At 44.9% G+C, this 23716-nt stretch carries 18 protein-coding genes; 11 read left to right on the forward strand and 7 right to left on the reverse strand.

The annotated features are described in order from the left end of the window. The first annotated feature begins 84 nt into the window (after window positions 1-84). From RIB93_RS15925 to RIB93_RS15960, 8 genes are all read left to right on the forward strand, one after another. Window positions 85-1356, forward strand: a complete 1272-nt coding sequence (locus RIB93_RS15925) for a histidine kinase (RefSeq protein WP_446373715.1) — start codon at window positions 85-87, stop codon at window positions 1354-1356. Between the two features lie 460 nt (window positions 1357-1816). After that, entirely contained in the window at window positions 1817-3334 is a 1518-nt protein-coding gene (locus RIB93_RS15930) for a hypothetical protein (protein WP_446373716.1), read from the forward strand. A 324-nt stretch (window positions 3335-3658) separates the two neighbouring features. Beyond that, complete coding sequence (gene rimP / locus RIB93_RS15935; protein WP_446373717.1) at window positions 3659-4120, forward strand: ribosome maturation factor RimP; 462 nt, start codon at window positions 3659-3661, stop codon at window positions 4118-4120. Window positions 4121-4207: 87 nt separating this feature from the next. Next, window positions 4208-5608, forward strand: coding sequence for a transcription termination factor NusA (gene nusA, locus RIB93_RS15940; RefSeq protein ID WP_446373718.1), 1401 nt, complete (start codon window positions 4208-4210; stop codon window positions 5606-5608). Window positions 5609-5825: 217 nt separating this feature from the next. Continuing rightward, window positions 5826-6104 carry a YlxR family protein gene (locus RIB93_RS15945; protein WP_044206893.1) on the forward strand — a complete coding sequence of 93 codons (279 nt, stop codon included), beginning with the start codon at window positions 5826-5828 and terminating at the stop codon, window positions 6102-6104. Window positions 6105-6514: 410 nt separating this feature from the next. Beyond that, window positions 6515-9544 carry a translation initiation factor IF-2 gene (gene infB / locus RIB93_RS15950; protein WP_446373719.1) on the forward strand — a complete coding sequence of 1010 codons (3030 nt, stop codon included), beginning with the start codon at window positions 6515-6517 and terminating at the stop codon, window positions 9542-9544. A gap of 64 nt (window positions 9545-9608) precedes the next feature. Further along, window positions 9609-10241, forward strand: coding sequence for a low-complexity tail membrane protein (locus RIB93_RS15955; RefSeq protein WP_446373720.1), 633 nt, complete (start codon window positions 9609-9611; stop codon window positions 10239-10241). Window positions 10242-10529: 288 nt separating this feature from the next. Next, window positions 10530-10733 carry a hypothetical protein gene (locus RIB93_RS15960; protein ID WP_446352016.1) on the forward strand — a complete coding sequence of 68 codons (204 nt, stop codon included), beginning with the start codon at window positions 10530-10532 and terminating at the stop codon, window positions 10731-10733. On the opposite strand, the gene RIB93_RS15965 is transcribed toward RIB93_RS15960, so the two are convergent. Both RIB93_RS15965 and RIB93_RS15970 read right to left on the reverse strand, forming a co-directional pair. Continuing rightward, entirely contained in the window at window positions 10730-11269 is a 540-nt protein-coding gene (locus RIB93_RS15965; RefSeq protein WP_446373721.1) for an alpha/beta hydrolase, read from the reverse strand. The two genes, RIB93_RS15960 and RIB93_RS15965, sit on opposite strands and share 4 nt — an antisense overlap. A gap of 52 nt (window positions 11270-11321) precedes the next feature. Then, entirely contained in the window at window positions 11322-11894 is a 573-nt protein-coding gene (locus RIB93_RS15970) for a pentapeptide repeat-containing protein (protein WP_446373722.1), read from the reverse strand. A gap of 197 nt (window positions 11895-12091) precedes the next feature. Between RIB93_RS15970 and RIB93_RS15975 the strand changes: the two genes are divergently transcribed. The 3 genes from RIB93_RS15975 to RIB93_RS15985 all read left to right on the forward strand — a co-directional run bounded on the left by RIB93_RS15975 (window position 12092) and on the right by RIB93_RS15985 (window position 13892). Further along, window positions 12092-12232 (forward strand): hypothetical protein, encoded by a 141-nt coding sequence (locus RIB93_RS15975; RefSeq protein ID WP_446345504.1) that lies wholly within the window; start codon window positions 12092-12094, stop codon window positions 12230-12232. Window positions 12233-12241: 9 nt separating this feature from the next. Next, entirely contained in the window at window positions 12242-12868 is a 627-nt protein-coding gene (locus RIB93_RS15980; RefSeq protein WP_446373723.1) for a TenA family protein, read from the forward strand. Window positions 12869-13010: 142 nt separating this feature from the next. Continuing rightward, window positions 13011-13892, forward strand: coding sequence for a sulfotransferase family protein (locus RIB93_RS15985; protein ID WP_446373724.1), 882 nt, complete (start codon window positions 13011-13013; stop codon window positions 13890-13892). A 378-nt stretch (window positions 13893-14270) separates the two neighbouring features. On the opposite strand, the gene RIB93_RS15990 is transcribed toward RIB93_RS15985, so the two are convergent. The 5 genes from RIB93_RS15990 to RIB93_RS16010 all read right to left on the reverse strand — a co-directional run bounded on the left by RIB93_RS15990 (window position 14271) and on the right by RIB93_RS16010 (window position 23526). Further along, entirely contained in the window at window positions 14271-15137 is an 867-nt protein-coding gene (locus RIB93_RS15990) for a sulfotransferase (RefSeq protein ID WP_446373725.1), read from the reverse strand. Between the two features lie 45 nt (window positions 15138-15182). Further along, window positions 15183-16097, reverse strand: a complete 915-nt coding sequence (locus RIB93_RS15995) for an Npun_R2821/Npun_R2822 family protein (RefSeq protein WP_446373726.1) — start codon at window positions 16095-16097, stop codon at window positions 15183-15185. Between the two features lie 33 nt (window positions 16098-16130). Continuing rightward, window positions 16131-17138 (reverse strand): Npun_R2821/Npun_R2822 family protein, encoded by a 1008-nt coding sequence (locus RIB93_RS16000; RefSeq protein WP_446373727.1) that lies wholly within the window; start codon window positions 17136-17138, stop codon window positions 16131-16133. Window positions 17139-17143: 5 nt separating this feature from the next. Continuing rightward, window positions 17144-18097, reverse strand: coding sequence for a glycosyltransferase family 10 domain-containing protein (locus tag RIB93_RS16005; RefSeq protein ID WP_446373728.1), 954 nt, complete (start codon window positions 18095-18097; stop codon window positions 17144-17146). Between the two features lie 167 nt (window positions 18098-18264). Then, window positions 18265-23526, reverse strand: a complete 5262-nt coding sequence (locus tag RIB93_RS16010; RefSeq protein WP_446373729.1) for a CHAT domain-containing protein — start codon at window positions 23524-23526, stop codon at window positions 18265-18267. Window positions 23527-23716 lie beyond the last annotated feature (190 nt).

The following is a 23716-nucleotide window of genomic DNA, read 5'->3' on the forward strand; positions in this document are numbered from 1 at the left end:
CGCACGATTGATGAATGTCTGCCAGAGAAATGTAGAAATAGGGGTATCAGGGTGAAAACCTATAGATAAATGGAGGCGGATACTATGACGTTAGGTCAATATCAGCGAGGTGTGGGGGTCTTTCCGACGCGACAAGCTACCGAAGATGCTCTAAAACATCTGAGAGATGCCAATTTTCCCATGAACCAAGTATCAGCCATTGCCCGGGATGAGGAGCAAATTGCTGGCGTTGAAGTGCAAGATGATACCGAAAATGAAGCGGGTGAAGGTGCGGCGGCTGGTGCAGTTGCGGGGGGAGTTACAGGAGGTATTGTAGGTTTAATTGGTACTTTGGGTGCGATCGCGCTTCCTGGAGTTGGACCCATTTTAGTCGGCGGTGCAGCCGCTTCAGTGATTGGCAATACCCTCCTAGGTGGGGCGGTTGGTAGTGCGGCTGGCGGCTTATTTGGGGCATTACTTGGATTAGAAGTTCCCGAAGCCGAAGCAAAAATTTACCAAGATCGCTTAGAAAAAGGACATTATTTAATCCTAGTGGATGGCACACCAGAGGAAATCAGCCGTGCGGCTTCTATCCTGAAACCTCAAGGAATTCAAGAGTGGAGAAGTTATAACCGTCCTGAGGTGAATACTCCCGCTCCCGGCTATACTCACCCAACGGCGGCTCCGGTGGGATCTCCTACACCCCTTGGCGCGGCGTACACAGGCCCCTTTGGTGAACCTTTGGGTGCAACGCCGACGGGTGTAACTCCGGTTACTCCACCACCAACAGCACCAACACCTGTAACGCAAAATCAGCGAGCGATTGGTGTCTTTTCTTACGAGCAAAATTTAAAAAATGCTCTCGATGGGTTAAAAGCGGCTGGATTTGACATGAACCTCGTTTCAGTGATTGCCAAAGACGCCGAACATCCCGATCAGGTGTCTGGGGTGAGAGTTACCGATCCAGTGAGTCATGAAAAAGCTAAAGATGCAACCACAGGGACTGTAGCTGGGGGTGTCTTGGGCGGATTAACTGGATTACTGGTTGGGTTAGTCACCGTAGCAGTTCCTGGTGTGGGTCCGGTGGTATTTGTTGGAACCGAAGCCGCCGCGATCGCATCTGCATTAGGCGGAGGAGCTATTGGTGCAGCCGCTGGTGGTTTGGTCGGTATACTCGCGAACTTAGGCGTTCCCGAAGAGCAAGCCAAAAAATATAGCGATCGCCTCTCTTATGGGGATTATCTGGTGTTGGTTCAGGGAACGGATCAGCAAATAAGCCAAGCCGAAACCATTCTGCGCGATCGGGGTATTGAGGAATGGGATATCTACAACAGTCCTAGCGCTCCCATGACTCATCCTGGTCGTGTCTTTCCATAGTTAATTTGACACTCCCCGCTCTATAAGTGCGGGGATTCTTAGTTCCACTATGGACTTGACTTTTCACGGTATGTGGAGCAACGTGAGTATTGATTGTGTAGGGGCGGGTTTCACAACCATCTTTTTGGTTGCACCCAGATGTAACTAAACCCGCCCTGACTCAGGTTTCTAGACTTCCCGTGAAAAGTTAGCTATGGACGAGGTATCCAGCCTCGAAAGAAGGAAAAAAATAAAGGATACGGGAACCCGCGCAGGCGGGTTTCGTTTGTGTAGCTGCGGTTACCCTACGGGAAGCCGCTCCGCGTCTACAACCGCCAAGCTAACCTAGTTTGACAGAAAACCCTATCACCCATAGGATTGATAGTTCTAGTTAGCACTCAACGTGAATCCCTTCTGATCAGTCCAAGTTTGGCTATAAGTAGTTATATCTAAACTTAGTGCTGGTCTAGTCCTAAAAAATATGTCATCCATCCAACGATTGACCCCAAGCAAAAGTAAGCGTAAATTTCGTCTCGCGCTTTTGTGGGAACGAGCGGTTGCACTTGTGGCTTCGCTGAATTACCTATTGGTTTTGTTTGACTTAACCTACCTACCTCTAAGAGATTTTTGGCTACATGGGGAAGTCCAATTATTAAGTTTTGACATCGGTCCGGTTAGTTTTTCCGGTTTGCCCTTAGAGGTTCCCCTACCGCCGATTACCCAGTGGTATGACCCAATCAAGGGGATTCAACCCTATCGAGACACAGAGCAATATTTGGATAAGGTTGATGAATTAAAAGCGGAGATTGATGCAACCAACCTAAGAACAAAGCTGAGAAGCTTACAGTCTCCTGAAGTCACCCAACTTTTAGAAGACCTGCGCCAACGCAGCGTAGAAATGATTGAAACAAACCCGTTCCAACTTGCCAATAAAACGGGAGATTTGGAAAAAATAAAAAATAAGATGCGGGAGCATATTGCCAATGACGAGGATTCTGCCAAAGAAGCCTTTATAGAATTTTGGAGTCAAGCAAACTTAACCGCTAAAGATCCGGAGAATGAACTCGAATTTTTCAACGAGGAGATTCGTCCTTTAATTCAAGCCAACTACTACCGTCCCATTGGAGAAACAGGCGATTTTGTCGATTACTTTGGACTCGTTGATTTCCCGTTTTTCCTAATCTTTTTGACAGATTTTTTGGGTCGTACTTGGTTCATCAGTCGCCAGCGAACAGGGGTCAGTTGGCTCGATGCGATGTTATGGCGTTGGTATGACATCTTTTTCTTGATTCCCCTCTGGCGCTGGCTGCGAATCATCCCGGTGACAATTCGACTGGATCAGGCGAAGCTAGTTGATATGAGTGCGATTCAGAAACAAGCGCGTCAAGGATTTGTCGCTGAAATCGCTGGCGATATGACCCAAGTGGTAGTGATTCAGATTATTAACGAACTCCAATCTTCCATTCGCCAAGGGGAGATAGCCAATTTTCTTCAGCAACGGGAAGTTCGCCCCTACATCGATCTCAACGAAACCGACGAAGTCGCAGCACTGACTAAGATCATGGTGCAGATGACAGTTAATCAGGTGTTTCCTGCTATCCGTACCGATATAGAAGACTTGCTACGGCATAACGTGGACAAAATTTTGAATCAGTCTCAAGCCTATCAGGGACTAGAGAGAGTACCAGGTGTAGAAACAATTCGCAATCAGTTAACCGAACAACTGGTACACCAAATTACCCAAGCGCTTTACGATGGATTAGACGCCGCGATCGCAGATGATCCAGTTGGAGATCAAATTCTGCAACGGTTAATTCGTCATCTGGGCGAAGCTTATGGCTCTCAAATGCAGACCCAGAAAACCTTAGATGAAATTCAATACTTGCTCAACGCCTTCTTAGAGGAAGTCAAAGTTAATTATGTCGAACGCTTGTCCCAAGAGGACTTAGAAGACATTCTTGACCAAACCCGGGCAATTCGGCAAAAGCGACAGGTGTAGTTGAGGGAGATGAGGAAGATGAGGAAGACAGGGGAGGTGGAGGGTTAACTCACGCACCATGTCCGACTAGCGAAGCAAAGGGTCAACACTCCACCGTCACCCCCCTTTGCTTGTGGTAATCCGATCCCACAACGTGCAAAGATTGCGCTAAACTCTAACATAGCAACGGAAGTCACTCTATCCTGATGTCGGCGTCTGGGGGAACTATAAAACTGTTCCCAAGTACACAAGCAGGGTAGAGATTGTGTTAATTATTGCTAGGCTTCTTGGCAGAAATTTTACCTGGAGGTGGGTTGAACCCACTTTTTTTGTTGAAGTTTTTCTATGACTCATCCCCTGATTCCACAACTAATCGATTTGGCAACCCCAGTAGCCGAAAAATTGGGATTGGAGTTCGTTGGGGCGGTGTTTCACACGAACAGACGTCCCCCTGTACTTCGGGTAGATATCCGCAACCGCGACGGCGATACGGGTTTAGATGACTGTGAACGCATGAGTCGGGCTTTAGAAGCTGAATTAGATGCCGTGGATTTGATTCCAGATGCTTATGTTTTGGAAATTTCTAGTCCTGGGATCTCGCAAGAGCTAACGACAGACCGAGACTTCATCGCATTTAAAGGATTTTCCGTGGTGGTCAACACCGCTGAACCTGACCAAGGACATAAAGAATGGCGAGGGAAATTAATTCGCCGGGATGATACCCGTGTATATATCAACCAAAAAGGACGGGCGATCGCCATTCCTCGCGAGCAAGTGACTAAAGTTCAGTTCGATGAGCAGGGTTAAACCCGTTTAGATCTTATGGAATTTAGTCATTGAGCATGGGTTGCGGTTGTTCACGACCCCTAATAAACAGTTTATGGAGATTTGCCTATGTCTATCGTTAATCTGCCGGGACTAAAAAAGATGATCGAAGAGATCTCTCAAAGCCATAATTTACCGAAATCAGCAGTCCAACAGGCACTGAGAGAAGCACTGATCAAAGGCTACGAGCGCTATCGTCGAGCGCAACGCATAGAGCGACCTCATTTTGATGATGAGTATTTTAACAACTTTGAGGTCGATTTAGATATCGAAGAAGAAGGCTTCCGCATTCTTTGTACCAAAACCATTGTTGAGGAAGTTGGCAACACCGATCATCATATTTCCCTCAAAGAAGTTCAAGAAGTCGCATCAGAGGCACAATTAGGTGACTCGGTGGTTCTGGATGTTACCCCAGATCAACGTGATTTTGGTCGAATGGCAGCTATTCAAACCAAGCAGGTACTCTCCCAAAAACTACGGGATCAACAGCGTAAGTTGATCCAAGAAGAATTTGAAGAGTTAGAAGGAACGGTTCTCCAAGCCAGAGTGCTACGATTTGAGCGGCAATCGGTGATCATGGCGATTAGCAGCGGCTTTGGTCAGCCGGAAGTGGAAGCTGAACTGCCTAAGCGCGAACAATTACCCAACGATACCTATCGCATTGGCAGTACCTTTAAGGTTTTTCTCAAAAAAGTGCGTGAAGGTCCTCACCGTGGACCCCAGCTTGTGGTTTCGCGAGCTTCGGCTGGTTTAGTGGTCTATCTGTTTGCCAATGAAGTCCCAGAAATCGAAGATGAAGTCGTGCGAATCGTGGCGGTGGCGCGAGAAGCTAATCCACCGTCGCGTCATGTCGGACCTAGGACTAAAATTGCCGTGGATACCCTAGAGCGGGATGTTGATCCCGTTGGGGCTTGTATCGGCGCTAGGGGATCGCGCATTCAAGTGGTCGTTAATGAATTGCGCGGCGAAAAAATAGATGTGATTCGTTGGTCGCCTGATCCCGCTACCTATATAGCCAATGCTCTGAGTCCCGCACGAGTAGAGGAAGTCTTATTGGTGAATCCGGAAGGGCGTCAAGCTCACATTTTGGTCGCGGAAGATCAGCTCAGTTTAGCTATTGGCAAAGAGGGACAGAATGTTCGCCTAGCAGCTCGTCTCACAGGTTGGAAGATTGATATTAAAGATATCGCCAAGTACGACTACGAAGCTGAACACCAGAAAATGCAGGAGTTACAAGCCGCGATCGCACAGAGGGAAGCCGAACTCGCTGATGAACAAGAGGATGAGGAGCAACTAGAGAGAGAAACTTCCTCACCAGCCGAGTTAGAGGCAAAGGTGACAAATCCTCAATCTCTAGCCGAGGAGGAATTTGCTGAAGACGAGGAGGAATTTGCTGAAGACGAGGAAGAATTTGCTGAAGATGAGGAAGAATTTGCTGAAGACGAGGAAGAGGAGGATATTTTGTCCTAATCTTAGGAGGATCAGAGCAAGGCTGTAGATTCCTTAAGGGCGTTGAACCCTTGCACCTAACTTGATCAAGAGGGAACGGGGAGAGATTTTCATGGAGGCTGGTGTACGCCGTTGCTCAAGACACCCTCCTCACTGTCCTCACCTCGTTTACCGAGATAGGTTATGCCGTGAACAGTAAACTCATGCGAGCCTACACCAAAATCATTGTCCGAATCTTATGGAACCCAATTACCGACGTTGCCTAAGTTGTCGCCGGGTGGCTCAAAAACAAGCATTATGGCGAGTTGTGCGAATCCATCCCTCGCGACAGGTAAAATTAGATCAGGGCATGGGACGTTCGGCTTATATCTGTCCTCAAGCGAGTTGTCTGGCGGCTGCTCAGAAAAAAAATCGATTGGGACGAGCGCTGAGGGCATCGGTTCCCGACGAAATTTATCAACGATTATGGCAGCGTTTAGAACCTTGTCCCTGGAGCATCCAACGCAGCAGCGATTGAGCCAATGCATCCAAAAAACTCCAGCAAGGCTCTCAATGAACCTAAGCAATCGCTAGGATGGTAAAGGAGTACCATTACTAATGGTGTTCGGAGGTGAGTCTGACCCTGATCAAGTTAACAACTCCTACCTGAGGAAGAGACTGAGGATCTAGGGATCTAGAAAATCTATCTAGTTTTGTTAAGATTTGTGTAAGTTAACTATCCAGGCTCTGATTAAGAGTGTAGAGATATCCAACTGGCTTACAGTCAATCAATGATCGCCTGTGTAACATGAGTTATTGGTGAGTTATCGAGTAGACTCTTAAAGACACCTTATTGATTTAAGCCAATCCGGCACGGAAACCAATGACCACGCACGCTTTCAATCATTTAGCTATGGTGTAACAATATGTACGACGGGGGAATAGTGGATGAACAACGGCAAAGTCAGAATTTACGAATTATCACGGGAATTGAATTTGGACAACAAGGACATTTTGAATATTTGCGAAGGACTTCATATTGCAGTCAAAAGTCACAGTAGCACGATTACAGAATCTGAAGCTGAGCGAATCAGAGCGGCGGCGGAAAAATATGCTGAGGGGATCACTAGCCTCAAAGGTCGTGACCAAACAACCTCAGCATCTGCTAACCATACAGATGGACACTCTAACAATAATAATCAGCGCAAACAGCAAATTCTGAGCGTTAAGCCTAAGCCTCGTTCCAGTTTTAGCTCTTCCCAGGGATCAGAATCTGGGTCAAAGTCTTCTCAACCCCCCGTCAAGCCGACTGTGAATCCACCGCGTCCACCCGCCCAGCTTAATCGACCGACGACACCAGTGAATTTGCAGGAGGACGATTCTGACTCAGAAACAGAAACAGAAACAGAAACACCAACTCCATCTCAAGGGTCACAGGAGAACGATACTAAAGCTGAAGTGGAAGCAAAACCCAAACTTATCCAACCCCCCGTTCGGCCAGCGTCACCGAAACCCAGTCAACCCACCCAGGTCGAACGACCGAAATTGAAGCGCGAGCGATCGGATGAGACTCCATCAGAGTCGGATGACCGTTCTCAGCCGCCTGAATCGACGAGTTCTCCTGAACCGCCAACTCCGGTTCAAACTCCGGCTAAATCTCCAGCCCCAGCTCATCCGAAACCTCCGGCTCAGCCTGTTCCTAAACTTCAATCTCCCCCCAAACGCTCCCGACCGACTCGTCCGGGTGAGAGTCCTGAAGTGGCGGCTATCGATTCGGATTCTCAGGAACAGAAGCAGGAGGAGGTCGATGAGGGCGTAGAAACCCTTCTGGAACCGCCGGAACTTAAAAATCTTAAAGTCAAACGACCCACGCCGCCACGTCAGTCGAAGAAACGTGAATGGATTGATGAAGAAGAAGATCGCGAAGGAGCTAAACCCGGAAAAGCGGCTAAGCTCAAGCGGCGACCTAAACTGATCGAAGAGGATGAGGAAGAGTTTGATGGTGACTACCAAACAGCTGACACTCCTGTGGCAGTCAGTATGTCAGTTGCTCGTCCTCCTAAACCTAAATCTCAAACGGGACAGACTCCCCCACCAACGGCAGCCAGTCAGGTTAGGAAAAAGCCAGAAGTTAAAACCGGCAGTAAACCAGAAAGTCGCGATCGCCGTCGTGAAAAGCAAGAAGTCGCTGAACGTCCTGAGCAAATTGTCTTAAACGATTCGCTAACCGTTCGAGAACTGGCGAATAAGCTCAACCTTGCCGAAACAGAGGTGATTAAGCAGCTATTCTTCAAGGGACTGGCAGTGAATATCACCCAAACCCTGGATCTGCCCACCGCTCAAATGGTTGCCGAAGAACTTGGCGTTGATGTTCAAACAGAAGAAGCTGAATCAGAAGCCGCTAAAACCGAAATGCTGGATGCGGCTGACTTGGAATACCTGGTTCGACGTCCACCCGTAGTCACAATCATGGGTCACGTCGATCACGGTAAAACCACGTTGCTGGATGCCATTCGCGAAACCAAAGTGGCACAAGGCGAAGCGGGAGGAATTACTCAGCACATCGGTGCTTACCATGTCGATGTGGAGCATGAAGATAAAGTCCAACAGGTGGTCTTTCTGGATACTCCAGGTCACGAAGCCTTTACCGCGATGCGGGCGCGAGGAGCGCGAGTAACCGATATTGCAATTTTAGTTGTTGCTGCCGATGATGGGGTACAACCGCAAACCCGAGAAGCGATTAGCCATGCTAAAGCCGCTGAGGTGCCGATTGTGGTTGCCGTTAACAAAATTGATAAGGAAGGAGCACAACCTGACCGAGTGAAGCAGGAGTTAATGGAACATGGATTAGTTCCAGAAGAATGGGGCGGTGACACGATCATGGTGCCCGTGAGTGCGATCCAAAAAGAAAACTTGGATACGCTCCTGGAAATGATCCTGCTCGTTTCTGACATTGAAGAACTCTCCGCTAACCCCGCCCGATTAGCCAAAGGTACGGTTATTGAAGCCAACCTGGATAAATCAAGAGGTCCAGTTGCCACATTGTTGGTGCAAAATGGCACGCTGCGGGTGGGTGATACTCTAGTGGCGGGATCGGTCTTCGGTAAAGTACGAGCCATGATCGATGACCGAGGCAAACGAGTAGACGAGGCAGCACCCTCCTTTGCCGTAGAGGTATTGGGTTTAAGCGATGTCCCGGCTGCTGGTGATGAGTTTGACGTCTTTGAACAAGAAAAAGAAGCTCGCGCCGTTGCGGATACGAGAAGCCAAGAACAGCGCGAATCTCGTCTGCAACAGGTGATGTCGTCCCGCCGAGTCAGCCTGAATAGCCTCTCTGCCAAAGCTCAAGAAGGGGAACTCAAAGAACTCAACTTGATCCTGAAGGCAGATGTACAAGGTTCGGTTGAAGCCATTCTGGGTTCACTCAAACAGTTACCCCAAAATGAAGTTCAAATCCGAGTCCTATTAGCGACGGCTGGAGAAGTCACCGAAACCGATGTTGACTTAGCGGCGGCTAGTGGTGCGGTAATCATTGGCTTTAATACCACTTTGGCTCACGGCGCTCGTTCTGCTGCTGAACAAGAGAGTGTTGATGTGCGCGAATACAACATCATCTATAATCTCTTGGATGACATTCAAGCGGCGATGGAAGGGTTACTGGAGCCAGAATTGGTGGAAGAACCCTTGGGTCAAGTGGAAGTCCGAGCTGTCTTCCCCGTCGGTCGCGGTGCGGTGGCAGGTTGCTACGTACAGTCAGGCAAAGCAGTGCGAAACTGCAAGATCCGAGTGCAACGTCGGGGTCAAATGATCTACGAAGGGGTGCTTGATTCGCTGAAGCGGATGAAGGATGATGTCAAAGAGGTCAATGCCGGATTTGAATGCGGTATTCGTATTGATAGATTCAATGATTGGACTGAAGGTGACATCATCGAAACCTATAAGATGGTGAGCAAGCGCCGGACTCTATCAGCGACTTAGGTGATATGTGATTAGTCCTTGGTTAATGACTAAGGACTAATCACAAAAGATAAAGGACAACCCAATGCGCTCTTTTTGGTCTGAACCGTTCTTGTGGATACATTTGGCGGGTTTAGCCGCACTGCCCCTAACGTTAGAGGTTGTCGCGCTAGGACTGGCAACGGGTGAACCCCTGTTACCTATCTGGCTAGAACTCTTAATTGTGGCAGTTATCGGCATCGCACCAGTTTTGTGGATGCAATTGACCCGCCCCTTTGACATTTTTAGTCTGCTCGTGGTGGCTCTGACACCTGATCGCCTAACGGAATCCCAGCGGCGACTGTTGAGCTTATTTGACCGGAAAACCAACCCGCTGCTAACGATTATGGCAGCAGGTTTTATGGTATGGGTACTGTGGCAAATTTATAGCATCGCTCCTTTAGCTGCAGGGGTCGTTCCCTGGACAGTTCAATGGCACATCGCTGGATTGGCTTTGGCAGGAGTTGGGTTTCTGGCAAGCCACTTATTTTTGCAAGTGCCTTTGAGTGTGGTGCAAGTTCTATTCACGAGCGAGGCGGAGTGGGCAGCCACTCAACCTTATCCAGTGGAAAAAATACCGGAAAACTTTACAGTACCAGGGTTTCGGGTCAAACAAATTTTACCTGCGATCGCCCCAGAGTCTTCCTCGGCTGAATCGTCCCCTGAACAGGTGGATTAAAACGGATTAGCGTGACATAAAAGTCAAGGGAGCTTGTTATCCTTACGTCCAGATGGTAGGGGCGACCCGCTTGCACAAATAAATGATGGTGTCCACTCAATTTACTCGGGTCGCCCTTCTTGTTCAACATCACGACGTCAAAAAAAAACAGGCATGTTGGCAATCAGTTGTTGCAAATGTAACAATTTAAACAACGCAGCTCCGTTATTCTGAAAATAAGGTTAAAAAATACAAATAACAGTTAAGAATTGCTACGAACTCATTCTGTTCAGATCACGATAAAGGTTTATGAAAAGCACAACTGTATCCGAATCCAACCAAATTTCCCCAGATAGTCCAGTTTGGGACAATCTCAAAGAAGCGATCGCCGCCAGTTCTGGATTTCAACGCTGGCAGATGGAGCATCCCGCCGCCCATCACCTTCAGGATCGCAGCTTGGAGCATCGGGTGCGTCGGTATTTGCGGGATACCCTCGAGACTCTGGCTTACTAAAAAAGGTCAATTGGAGGCAAACCCTGACTCAGGCGGGTAATCTGTTGCAGGATATCCGCTAGGCGATCGCCTTCAACATGAACATCGGCGGTTGGATAATTGTCTAGGATCTCGATCAGGGTGATTTGATTATCATTGAGCGCCGAGATCACGAGGGCAGATCGCAAAGACTGGCGATTTGCCCGGTTAGTCGGAGTATGAATCACCTCACTCACTCGATCAAGCATTACTTCTCCCACAGGAGTATTGAGAATCCGAGAAAGCATAATCCCATTAACTGAAATAGGTTGGGTTAAAGTCGTCCGTAGTTCTTCGGGTTGCTTCCCAGCCAAATCCAGATACGCTTGTAGAGAACGTGATAACTCACCTGTTTGGGCAAATGTCGAGAGTTCGGGAACCGATATCGTCTCTCGCAGAAAACGATATTTTAAGACGACGGATTCTGAGGCGTTAGCAGCCCAGCTATAAGACCAGACGCCAACGGCAATGATCCCACTATACAGAAAATGTCGTAAATTCGATAAATAGTTAGACATTTAAATTAGGAATAGGGAACAGTAAAATAATCAACAATCAACAATCAACAAATTAAGGTAATAAAGTACCATCCGGCATAATGGCGTAGCTAAGTTTAGCGTTATTGAGGATAGTATTATCCAAATCAGCCCCTCTCAAATCAGCCCCTCTCAAATCAGCAGCCGTCAAATTCGCATTACTTAAATCCGCCGCCCTTAGTTCAGCAAGGCTTAAGTTAGCACCAACTAGGTTAGTACTCCCTAATTTAGCCAAATTTAATCCAGCGCCAGCCAGATTCGCACGAGTTAGATTCGCACTGATTAATACTGCCACAATCAGATTAGCTCCAGTTAACTTCGCATCCGTAAGATTGGTAGAAACCAGGCTCGCACCACTCAGGTTTGCATACTCAAGATTGGCACGTCTTAAATCGGCGCGGATAAGATTAGCACCAGCCAGATTAGCCCCCATCAAATTCGTATTGCTCAACAGAGCATCTGGCAATTGTACTCCGCTCAAATCACACTCGACACAGCTACCTGTTTGGCGCAATTGTTCTAGGTGTGCTGGATTGAACGCCTGCGCTGAGGGGTGTAGCCAGATAGAGGCAAACAGGATTAGAGGAGGAAAGACTTTAAATGTCATGGCATAACTTTTTAGGATGGCTAACTGTGATGACTCAATCCGAAACTCTAGAATCTATGACTCCTATCACTTAAAGCTTAGACTATCGTCACCAAAAATTAACGGTTTGCATCACCCGCCCTTTAATTAAAATCACAGATAGTGAGAAGATACTGGCAGTTGACAGGTCACAAGAGCGACAATCAGAGGAGTGGGTTATGCTAGAAAGACTACTGCTAGCGATCGCGGTTACATTCTCAGTGTATCTATCGGTAGACGGTGGATTTGACAAAACACCGATCCCTTCAGTCTTACAACTTCCCACCTTTCCCGAACAAAATCTGAGTCCATGGCAATAAACAAACGCGATGACACTTAGCAGCGATTTATGGAAATCTAACCAAGACTTGGTACAGGAGTGTCTAAAACACCCTTTTGTCCAAGGTATCGCCACAGGGACACTTGAACGCCGCAAATTTGCTTACTATGTTGGTCAAGATGCTTTTTTCTTAGAAGCGTTTGCTCGCGCTTATAGCGTAGCCGCCGCTAAATGTTCCGACTGGGATGGGTTTAATACCTTTCATAGTCTTGCTGGTGGCGTTCTCGAAGAACTACGCCTGCATCAGAATTATGCCATAGCCTGGGGAGTCAACTTACACCAGATTGAACCCGCCATAGCGACGCGGCGTTATACTGACTTCTTGTTGGCAACAGCTTGGGGAAGTGAGATTGGTTTAATTACAGTAGCAATGACACCCTGTATGCGCTTGTATGCGTTTTTGGGTCAAGAATTAGCCAAGGATGGCATTCCCGAACACGCCTATACGGATTGGATTCGCACCTATAGTAATCCTGAGTTTGAGCAGTTAGCGCAGCAATTAGAGCGGTTGACGGATCAATACGCCCAACTCTCAGCCCCTGTCAAATCCAGTTATCGCTATGCTATGCTGTGTGAACGAGACTTTTTTCATTCAGCGTGGCAAGCTGGTTCTTAATAGCTAAATAGGAACTAAAATAGCGTTTTGAAAAAAGTTATAAATCTCCCTCATTGCCAAAGTTAAAAAATCAATTTAGTTAGCTGATTAAGATTAACCTTATATTTTTTCGATTAATCCACGATGTTTAGATTTTTATCCCATGATAAATAGATTTCCTGATTTTATCATTGTTGGTGCGGGTAAATGTGGTACGACTTCATTACATAACTATCTCGCTCAACATCCTCAAATTTATATGTGTCAAAAAAAAGAAACATTCTTTTTTATTAATGAAAAAACGCGAGAAAAACACAAGCCATGGGGAGCAGTGACTACTGTTGAAGACTATTGTTCCTTGTTTCAAGATGCACCCAAAGGTAGTGTAACTGGGGAAATCTCTACCAACTACTATGCCTATCCCGAATCAGCCCAATTGATTTACCAGCACATACCGACAGTTAAAATCATTGCTATATTGAGAGATCCAGCAGAACGAGCATTTTCTAGTTATCAAATGCATATTCGTCAGGGAATTGAAAAGAGAAGTTTTGAACAAGTTATTTCGGAAGACAACAAATATGTAAAACGAGGATTTTATTTTTCGGAAATTATTCCTTATTTTAAAATATTTAATCGCCAGTCTATTAAAATTTTATTGTACGATGATTTATGCCAAAATCCTATTGCGTTTATGCAAGATTTGTTTAAATTTATTGAAGTAGATGATAATTTTATTCCAGACATGAGTAAAAAAGGAAGAAAGGGTGGACTACCTAAAAATCAATCTTTAAATCAGCTATTAACCAAACCTAATTTACTAAGGAGTTCTGTTGCGGCTGTTCTGAAATTAGCTATGCCACTACAGGTTCGGCAAAAAATTAGAGCAGTACTGATTAAGAAGAATACTTACAAAGCGAAGCTTTCTCCAGAAGCAAGAAGAAAGTTAATTGAATTTTATAAAGATGATATCCTTAAGCTTCAAGATTTACTTGAAAGGGATTTATCTAATTGGTTGTCTATGCCAAATCAAGTCAAGGAATAGATAAATATTGAATATATTCCTAAATTATCTAATAACGCTATTTGAACGGTAATAGCACAGACTTAAGTAAAGTTGATAACCGTGTTCTAATGCTAAAGACGGTAGGATCAATGGCAACAAAGCCTTATTTCTGTGCTATTCATTTTTAACTAGAGCTTGCTGCACAAAGCCGAAACCCTTATCAATCAAGGCTTTGAGGAAGTTTTCTGGCAGATCTTGTGCAAGAAAATAAGACAGGATTTGTAAAAAACTAGCACTATAGCGAGAGAGACACTTGCAGGAAAACGATTCTGTGGTGGATTAAACCCTCTTCCCTTCTGCCCTGGAGCCTCCTGCCTTCTGCCTCTTCCCCCACCACAAGACTCCCTGAAGCAGACCCTAAGTAGGTTTACCGTTTAACCAATGGGAACAATTTAACCCAGTAAGTTCCTGCAATTGAATGATATCATCACGGTAAAATTTGAGCATTTCTGTCCTTACGTATTCTGATAAAGGTGGCAAAGGCTTTTCTTGTTTTTTTTCTATAAACGTTTTAATTGAGGGCAAAATTGGTCTCAAAATAAATTTTAAAGCATTTTTTATATTATTTCTAGAGTTGATAATTTGCAACGCTTTCCTGGAAGAATTATCAATTTTTAGAGTCCCTTTATGATAGTGTTCTTGAAAATCAAAATTAAAAGTTGAATCTACATTAATAAAAGCAAGTATTTCCTTGAAAAACTTTTGTTTTTCATGCACTATATCATCGTATAACAAAACCTTAATTTGCTCTCTATCAAATTTATCAAAATATCCTTTTAAGTTTTGATAATATAAACCGGGCTGGCGAAATTTTTCTTGAGCAGAAAAAATCGATAAAATAACTGAATCAAAATTTTTTATCTCTTTTAGAGTAAAATTTTTCTTGCCAGCCCATAAAATATGAGAGTAGGCTCTTTCAGCAGGATTTCGCAATACAGCAATAATTTTTATATCAGGGAATAAATTTTTAATTTTAGTAGCAACTCCATCACCATGAAGATAAACACTAGAAACCTCACCTAAAGCTTTTTGAGTAGTAGCTCCTTCAAATTGAGCTAGATATTCTCCTGCATCTTCAAGGGAATTTATGTAAGGTTTACGACTCAAGCGGTCACTACCTTTATTGGATATTAAATATATATCAGGATGTTGTTTAAGATAATTATGGATAGAGGTTGTAGCTGCTTTATGCGCCCCTACTACTATAAAATTAGGATGTCTCATTTTTACGACTCACTTGGCTCTCTCTTCATTTTTTATCTAATCTTTTCAGGATTTTCGACATATTTTTCCTTTAATTTTTTGCCATAAATTGTTTGACGTTGGAGTTGGTAACAATTCATCATCAGGCATGGCTTCACCAAGATAGCGATAATACTTCCAGATATCCCAATAGGGGCAACCGGGCTGGATGCGAATACCTGCCCAGTGTAAATAGTCTAGCGGTTGATTAACATTTGGGTCAATCAGGTGATGATCTTGAACCTGAAAATGGTTACTACCTGCCCAACTTCCTGGCGCACCACCGGGACGACGCACAATATTAAATCGTTGGGGAACCTGCTTCAATATCATGTAATTGATAATGGGTTGGTCAGAGGTTTTTTGCGAAAAGTCAAAGTATTCCGGATGGGACGCGCATTCAGTGAAGGTTTGATATAATATTTCTTCAGATATTATATTTTTTTTAGCTCCCCAAAATCCGCCGTTAAACATATCCTGAATATCATTCTCGTTAAATACATTATTTTCTAATACTTTTGGCGTAAATACATTTTTTATCCCGCCGCTATGTTGATAGTCATAGCAGATAAAATCATACTTATCTAAATAGTCTATTGTTTCTATGATTTTATCAAAAACAACAATATCCGTGTCGATATAAATGAATTTATCAAAAGAGCCAAACCAACAGGCTTGTTTGCGAAATTGATTCGGTCTAGCAAAAAAGCCTTGACCAAAAATTTGATATAACTGGTTCGAGAGGCGATCTATGAATTCTAAATCTTGATAAATCTCTACACCATAGGCATCTTTAATGATTGTAGCGATTCTCTGATAATTATCGTCGTAAGGAATTAACACAATCGGTGTATCCGGATCGTGTAACCGGATACTCTTCAGCAGGGCAATTGTCTGCTCGATGACTTTATCATTGGCTGTAATATAAATTCCACAACTCATTAAAAATTCCTCGATTCATGTTGATTAAATAATCTAGGGCGTTAGTTTTAGTTTTCTCAAGATTTTAGTTGCCAGACTAGGCGGCTGATTATAGGGTTTGGGCTTCGTGGTGAATTTCGGACGTTTTTCGGGTTCATGAAGGTAGCGATAATGCAGAAAAATATCACGATAGGGAAAGTCTAAATTTTCACCGACACAAACTTTCTTGATCAGTTTAGAGGAAACACCAATGTAGTGCAGATAGGTTAAGCGTGTACCTTTATCGTATAATATGTTATCCCTATTCGTGAAATGTGAAGACGTGACCGAATTCCCCGTTTTTTGAGGAGCTGGTAGAGTTAAGGCAAAGTTATAAATGGGGATATCAGACCGCATTCTCATGTAATTTAAAACAGACTGATTGGGCGCCCGCAAGTATAACACGTCGGCTTCTCCTGCGGCTAGCTGAGAAATTAACCAATCTCGTCTCTCTTGAGGAAACAAATTTTGTTTTGAGGCATAAAATCCCGAACAAAATATTTCAGATTTAATTCTACCTTCATCAAACAGTTGAAATAAAATTGGTGATTCTAGGTTGTAAATATGTCCCGGATCTTTGTATTGAAAGTCATAAACGACAAAATCACTCTTCTCTAACTGTTTAAAGATGAACTCTAACGAATTCATGACCAACGTGTCAGCATCAAGATAGATAAATCGCTCAAACGGACTATCCGGATCAAAGGCACAGTAGCGGTGATTTTCACCCACTCGATAGAATTTTGTAGTGATTCCTTGCTCCTGCCATACCTGTAAAGCATGGGGATGGCTTTTCCATACCTGATAGGAGAAATCTTCCCAGCGCTGGAACAGGGCAGCATCCTCAAGCAAGGTAACATTTTTGCGATTGGCTAATTCTAATCGGACTTTATCTAACTGGTTGTTATAGGCAATTACACACACAGGTATGTCTGGACCTGCATTGGCTTCAATACTATTAAGCAACGCCACGAGTTGATCATAAACGGCATCGTTAGCCAGGGTATAAATTCCTTCTTTCATCAGGTTTAATTGAGTTTTGTCACTAAATTAGATATGAAGTTAAGCAGATTCAATTTATGCAAAATTATCTGACGGGCTTCAGCGATCGCGTCCTTGGCTTCATACCAAGCATCCGGGGTTGAGGTTACTTCTTTAATATAAGCGATGCCCTGCTCATCTAGCGTCGGTAGCCGCAAAAAGCTTCCGGGTGGCAGTAATTTATCTGCCGCCGAACCGCCGTAGTAAATAGGTAAACACCAGGCTAGTAAAGCATCCCAGAGTTTTTCGCTGACATACCAATCATTCCCGGCATAGTTTTCGATCGCGAGATTATAGTAGTAAGGTGCCATGCCATGCCATTTGTTTTTCAGGCTACCCTTTGCCTGCGCCCAGTCGGGTAATCCGCGCCCGTAGAGGTCAAACTCAAACCCGCTCTCTCGTAATGACTTCAAGAAGGCTAACCGTCTACGATGTTCAGGAGTGCGATCGATTCCAGAGGTGATCCAACTACAAGCGTGTATTTTTTCCGGTGGTATCATTTCATTTAATTCTCGGAAGGAATTCGCGTGATACCAAATCGCGGGCATATAATCAGGGGTTGGGGCAAAATCATCGGGTCCAGAAATGTAACCGCAATAGTTTTTCGCGGCTTCATAGTTTGTCTTGTGGTTTTTAACAACTTTTTCCAGGGGCGGTTCTCGTAATAAGTAGATTATCCGCTCTTTGGGAACGCCGCGTAACTGGGAGGCTACATCAGGTTTTGAACTCTTTTTTTTGCGTAAACGTTGCCACCAGGGGAGTTGAGGGCGAGGTTTGGGAAACGAATACTGGTACATGAGCAGAAAATCCGGCTCAGGGGCTTGGGAGAGCATTTGCATGTTATCCCAGATTCCACAAGGGTTTGGCGTTTGTTGCCATAGCCAGTCCGCTTGATTAAGCCCTCGATAACTACTTATCATTCCGACAATTTTTCTGCCCATGTTTTTTTGTCAGTCTACCGTATCAGTCTTAGCATTTATCCGGTCAGTCAGCCAACTGTAAAAAATTGGGAAATAGATTTTAGGGTTAAATCGGGCGCACAGACGTGCGCCCCTACGGTTTCCGGGCTAATGGTTAATTGATCTTGCTTAGGTGTGCCACACTACTACTACCAAGGACTACCCACCAGGGTTAATGCACTCCAGTAGTAGGGATGGGTAAAGTCTTGGTCTCCCAATTTGGCAAGCTCGGGGTTTAAGGGAATCTGTACATCTCCAGCGATTAGCTGTTTTTCCTCTAATCGGACTTCACCGTTGAGCATCGCCAGTTGAGCTTGTCGCAGGGCTTCGGCTTTAATCGGCGCTTGTTGCAAATGGTCATAAAAGCTGGTCATGAATCCTAGCGTCCCTGCATCGCTAACATACCAGAGACTCCCTAAGGCGGACTTTACTCCGGCTTGTATGGCTAATCCAGCAAAGCCTAATTCGGCTTCTCTATCGCCTAAGGCGGTGCGACAAGCGCTTAGGACTAACAGTTCTGTGGGAGGATTGTTTAATCCCAATTGTCGCAATTGATCTAATCTGAGTTTCTGGTTCCATAACTGGATATAGGAGTTAGACGCCTTCCCCGATTGAAACTCGCCGTGAGTGGCTAAGTGGATAATACCAAAGGGTTGAGATGAACGGATTTGCTTGAGATTTTCTAAGGTAAAGGCTTCGTTAAGAAATGCTTTACCTTGCCACAGAGGACCTGCGATCGCGGATAATTCTAAGGGTACAGCAGGTAAGGGGTTCAAATCCTGGAAGGTATCAGCGCCCATCGCCAATACACCAACATTCCGAATATCCACATAGCGAGTATCGGTGAGCGATAGACTAGGCATTAAGCCAACGCTGTAGCGTTCAACCAGAAATCCTTTACCATCATGCAGCGCCGCGACAGGTAAAGAACGCAATCCTGCATCCATGACAAAGGCAAGATTATCAATCTCTTGGGCTTGTAAGTTTTCTTCTAGGGGAGCAACAAGCCATTGATAAAGTTGTTGTCCTGGCGTGATATAGTCACGGGGAATCCTGACGTTGGTGATGTTGCGGCGAAATTCCTGAGCGACTTCTAGCACTTTCCCACGGGTTACTCCAGCGATGCGTCGCCGAATTGGGGGTTCATCGGCAGAGATGATCAACAGTTCTAATTGATCACTATCTTGGGGAGTAATTGTAACATGGGGTCCGGAGCGATTGAAGTAGTTATCAAACGCTTCGGTATTATTTGTTTCTAATCCGGTATAGTTGGTGTTTTTTGAGATTTCAGTTGGCGCAAAGCTGACATAAATGAGTGCGGGTTTTTCCCCAGTTGCCTGTTCAATTTCACTGAGAATTTGACGCGCTTCTGTTTCGCTTTTGATGGGAGTGCTTAAGCGATTGGATGCGATGGGTTGGACAACCGAGAACGATTCGATTTTCTCTTCTACTTCATTTTGTATTAGAGCAGTTGGCGAAATTTCGATTGGTGGTATCGGTGTTGGTGGTATCGGTGTTGGTGGTATCGGCGTTGGTGGTTCATCAACGTTAATACTAACCTGTTGTGGTTCAGAGAAGGACACGCGATCGCTCCCTACAATAGTAAAGGCTGAAATATCCCCTATCTCATCCGTTGGCGGAGTATATACCAACACATCATTGACGGAGAGTTCTGTTTCCGAAGTCACTGGTGTCCCATCTTCTAGCGTTAGCGTTCCGGCAGTGATTTCGCTAATTTGGATCGTGGTATTATCACCATTTTCATCTGCCACTTCTATATCTAAATCCGACAATGTAAATGTAATCGATTCGTTGGTTTCTGTCGTCGGCAATTCAGCATTGGCGGTTAAACTTGGGGATTCGTTGACAAAGGTAATCGTTATATTACCTTGGGAGGAGATATCGTTATCTGGAATCAGAGTACCTGGAGAGGGAAACTGTTGAACAGGCAAAATCGTACTGTTTTCGCCTGCATTAATTCCACCTGCTGTTCCATTTATACTTGCATCTCCTACCGTAAATAAGTCATTATCAATTCCACCATTATGAGTAATGTCTACTGTACCCGAATCAGTATTTCCTTGAGTCGAAATCGTGAAGCCCGTTTCAAGTGTTCCCACACCCCTGACTAAACCGTTGGGAATTCCATTGGCAGTGATGCTAACATTACCCCCGATTCCATCAGCTAAATTAGAAGTGGCTGAAGTGTCGATACTCTCAAATATGATGTTACTTCCCACTAAGGTTACTGAATTACCTGTTGCTGTTCCGGTTTCCTCTGAAGCAAAAGAAGATGCCGTTGTCTCAATAGCTCCGGCTTGAATCCCCTCCGCAGCATTTACGTTAACTTCACCTCCCGTTGCCACACCAGCAACACCACTCTCTTCATCAAAAGCCGAAGACAATGCAGAAGAATTAATGGCATTGGTATTGATAGAACCAGCTTCAGAAGTTAAGCTCACTAATCCCCCACTAGCAGAACCAGAAGTCCCAAAAGATTCACTAAAAGACGAAGCTGAAGTATTAATTATGCCTGTAACAGCGATATCGCTTCCGGCTTCAATAGTTACTGAGCTACCTATACTATTCAGTTCACCGTCACTGCTACCTGAGGTATTAATTCCATCAGTGGCGATCGTGCCAGCAGCAACTAAGTTTACAGCACCCCCTTGGGAATTGTCATCTCCTATGCTGAACGCTTCTTGATTAGTGGAAAATGTATTAATTTCGCCCGTTTCAATCCTTCCTCCTGCTTCTAAGTTGACTGCCCCTCCTTCAGAACCATACTCGTTATTCCCTTCAAAAAATGAATTAATCGCACCAGTAATAATATCGCCGTCCGAGGTCAAGATAACAGATCCACCTGTGGCAGAGACAAAACCCGCCCATGTTGAACTCGAATTAATTTCTCCTGTCGTAATCCCTCCAGGGGCAGACAAATTTATCGCCCCTCCATCTGTAAAAGTTGAGCTAGAGTCGAGAGTTATTCCAGTGGTATCAATAGCCCCACTATTACTTGTAAACTCAATGCTACCGCCTGCTGTGCTAATGTCAGCATTAACATCAATGTTATTCTCAGCTTGTAAGAACAAGTTTAGGACATAAATATCACTGGTATTACTGATGGGAGCATTTACGATAATATCATTATCAGCTTCTAACCTTAACGTTGTATCCACAGCATTCAAAGAGATATCAAGGGCAGCGTCTACTGTAATAGTGCCTTCCTGATTTCCTTCATTTCCTTCCTCTCCTGCTGTCGTAATCGTGACATCAGTGCCGCCATTGAGAGCATTTACGATATCATTGACATTGATTTGAGATTCAGCAGAAGGCGTAAAAATTCCACCCGTAAAAGTACCAGTAGGAGCATCATCTGTAATGGTGACATTCCAAGGATCAAGTAACCAACTCCCAGGTAAACCATTAGCGGCACTAGTATTTACTGTTCCACCAATAGATTCCAACACGTTTTCCCCGGATGTCTCTACAAAACCACCATTCCCACTTTCTGTCCCTCCTCGCGCTGTGATTGTCCCAGAAAAGCGGGTAAAATCATCTGACCAAACAATAACACGTCCACCATTCCCATTAAAGTTAGCATCAGCATTAATAGTTACTTGATTACCAACTACCGTGGTGTCAGCAGTTGGAACTGTACCTTGTCCTTTATACTCGCCCCCAACTCGGATTTCACCCCCACCTGTGTCACCCGAAACATTAATTTGGGCTTGATCGACTAAACCGATAACCGTTCCGAAAATATCTACATTTCCACCAACTGAGTCAGCGGAAGCATCCACTATTCCCGATACAATTGCGGTTCCTAGTTGCTGAGGAATTACCGTACCTGCGGTAGTTTGTACCGTGTTATCTTCATTAACCGTTAAACCCGTTTCCTCATTACTCCCGGTGAGTAATTCTGGCAACAGTAATGGTGTGATAGAGTTAGGGTTATTTGTGGATACTTCCAAACTTAACACTTGTCCTGTTTGCGTCAGACGCAAACGGCTGGTTCCAGGAACTGCCGCAATGGTAATTGTGCCACCAGTCGCTTCCATTGTCCCTGTATTGATCACATTTCCCCCAACTAGGGAGAGTGTCTGCCCTTCGGATACAACTAAATTGCCTGCATTAACGATACTTCCAGGCTGTGAAGTGGCAAACTCAAAGGCATTGGGATTACCGACAAGGTTGATATAATTATTTGAACCGACAGCGTTAAACCAACCCCCATCGAAACCAATTCCTGTAGCCGTTGTTGCCGTAAAATCAGCCGGAACATTCAGACTAGCGTTAGCCCCAAATACGATACCCGAAGGATTCATTAAAAATAAATTGGAGTTACCGCCTGTGACTTGAATTAAACCATTAATGATTGAAGGATATCCGCCATTGACTCGCCCTAGTATGTTTTGGATCGAGGGTTGAGAAATAAAGTTGGCAATTTGTTCGCTGTCTAGTCCAAATTGACTAAAATTGTGGAAAAGATTGGTTCCATCTCCGGATAATGTACCGCCTGTGATATTGATCTGATCACCTATTGGTGTAACCTGAGTTTCTGTACCATCTGCTGCTGGTGTAATTTGTGCCTGTGCTGGCATACCATTGATAGCGGCGATGAGGGGAAGTGCCGCGAATGATAGGATCTGTTTCAACACTTTACGAATTGGACGGGTACAGGGAGGCTTTACAGATGAATCGGATCGGTTGATTGAACTGCGGCGTGCGATCGCCCAAGCAACAGCTTTACTGGCTTGCAGACGTTGCTCAATGGAGTGCTGATAACATATACTTGCTGAATGATTGCGATAATAATAGAGCGGTTTTTTAATGTGGTATACTTCTGTTAGTTCAGAAAGTCGTAAGGATAAATCGTAATCTTCAACATAGTAAAATAACTCATCAATTCCTCCCACTTGGTTATAAACAGAACGACGGATTAACCGGAAGTGAAAGGTCATGAATTTTTGTAGCATCCCTTCTTTAGAGTAGGGAATACGACACCGACTGCCATAACCTGTCACGTTACCACTTTCATTGATTACCTGGTAGTCGGTGTAAACCATCCCTACGTCTGGCTGAGTATCCAGAATTGCCGCTGTTTCCGCCAATGCAGAGGGTGCTAATCTGTCATCACTATCTACCCAACCAATATAGGAACCTGTGGTTTGGGCGATCGCACGTTTCAGGGAAATACCTCGTCCTTGATGTTCAGCCGCGATAACCCGGACTCGTGGATCACGTTTAGCATAGTCTTGGGCTATCGCAACCGATCCATCTGTTGACCCGTCATCCCACACAATTAACTCAAAATCTCCCCCGGTTTGTGCCAGTATGCTGTCAATCGCTGCACCGAGGTAACGTTCTCGGTTGTAGGTAGTGATGACAAGAGAAATAGCGGTAGTCATAGCATCCTCCGGAAAGGTGATTTTTGGGTTCTTGATGCGTGGATCATCAAACGGTGGAAAAACTGAGATCGGCTGGTGCGATCGCGGATTTGACCTTACTCTCTATCGTAGTCGAGGGATTGGCGATCGGCTAATTTTAGAAATTAAATGATACAGTTCAACCTGATATCTATAAGGGCACGACAATGCC

Source organism: Coleofasciculus sp. D1-CHI-01, from assembly GCF_040218875.1.
In the GTDB taxonomy this organism is placed as follows: domain Bacteria; phylum Cyanobacteriota; class Cyanobacteriia; order Cyanobacteriales; family Coleofasciculaceae; genus Coleofasciculus.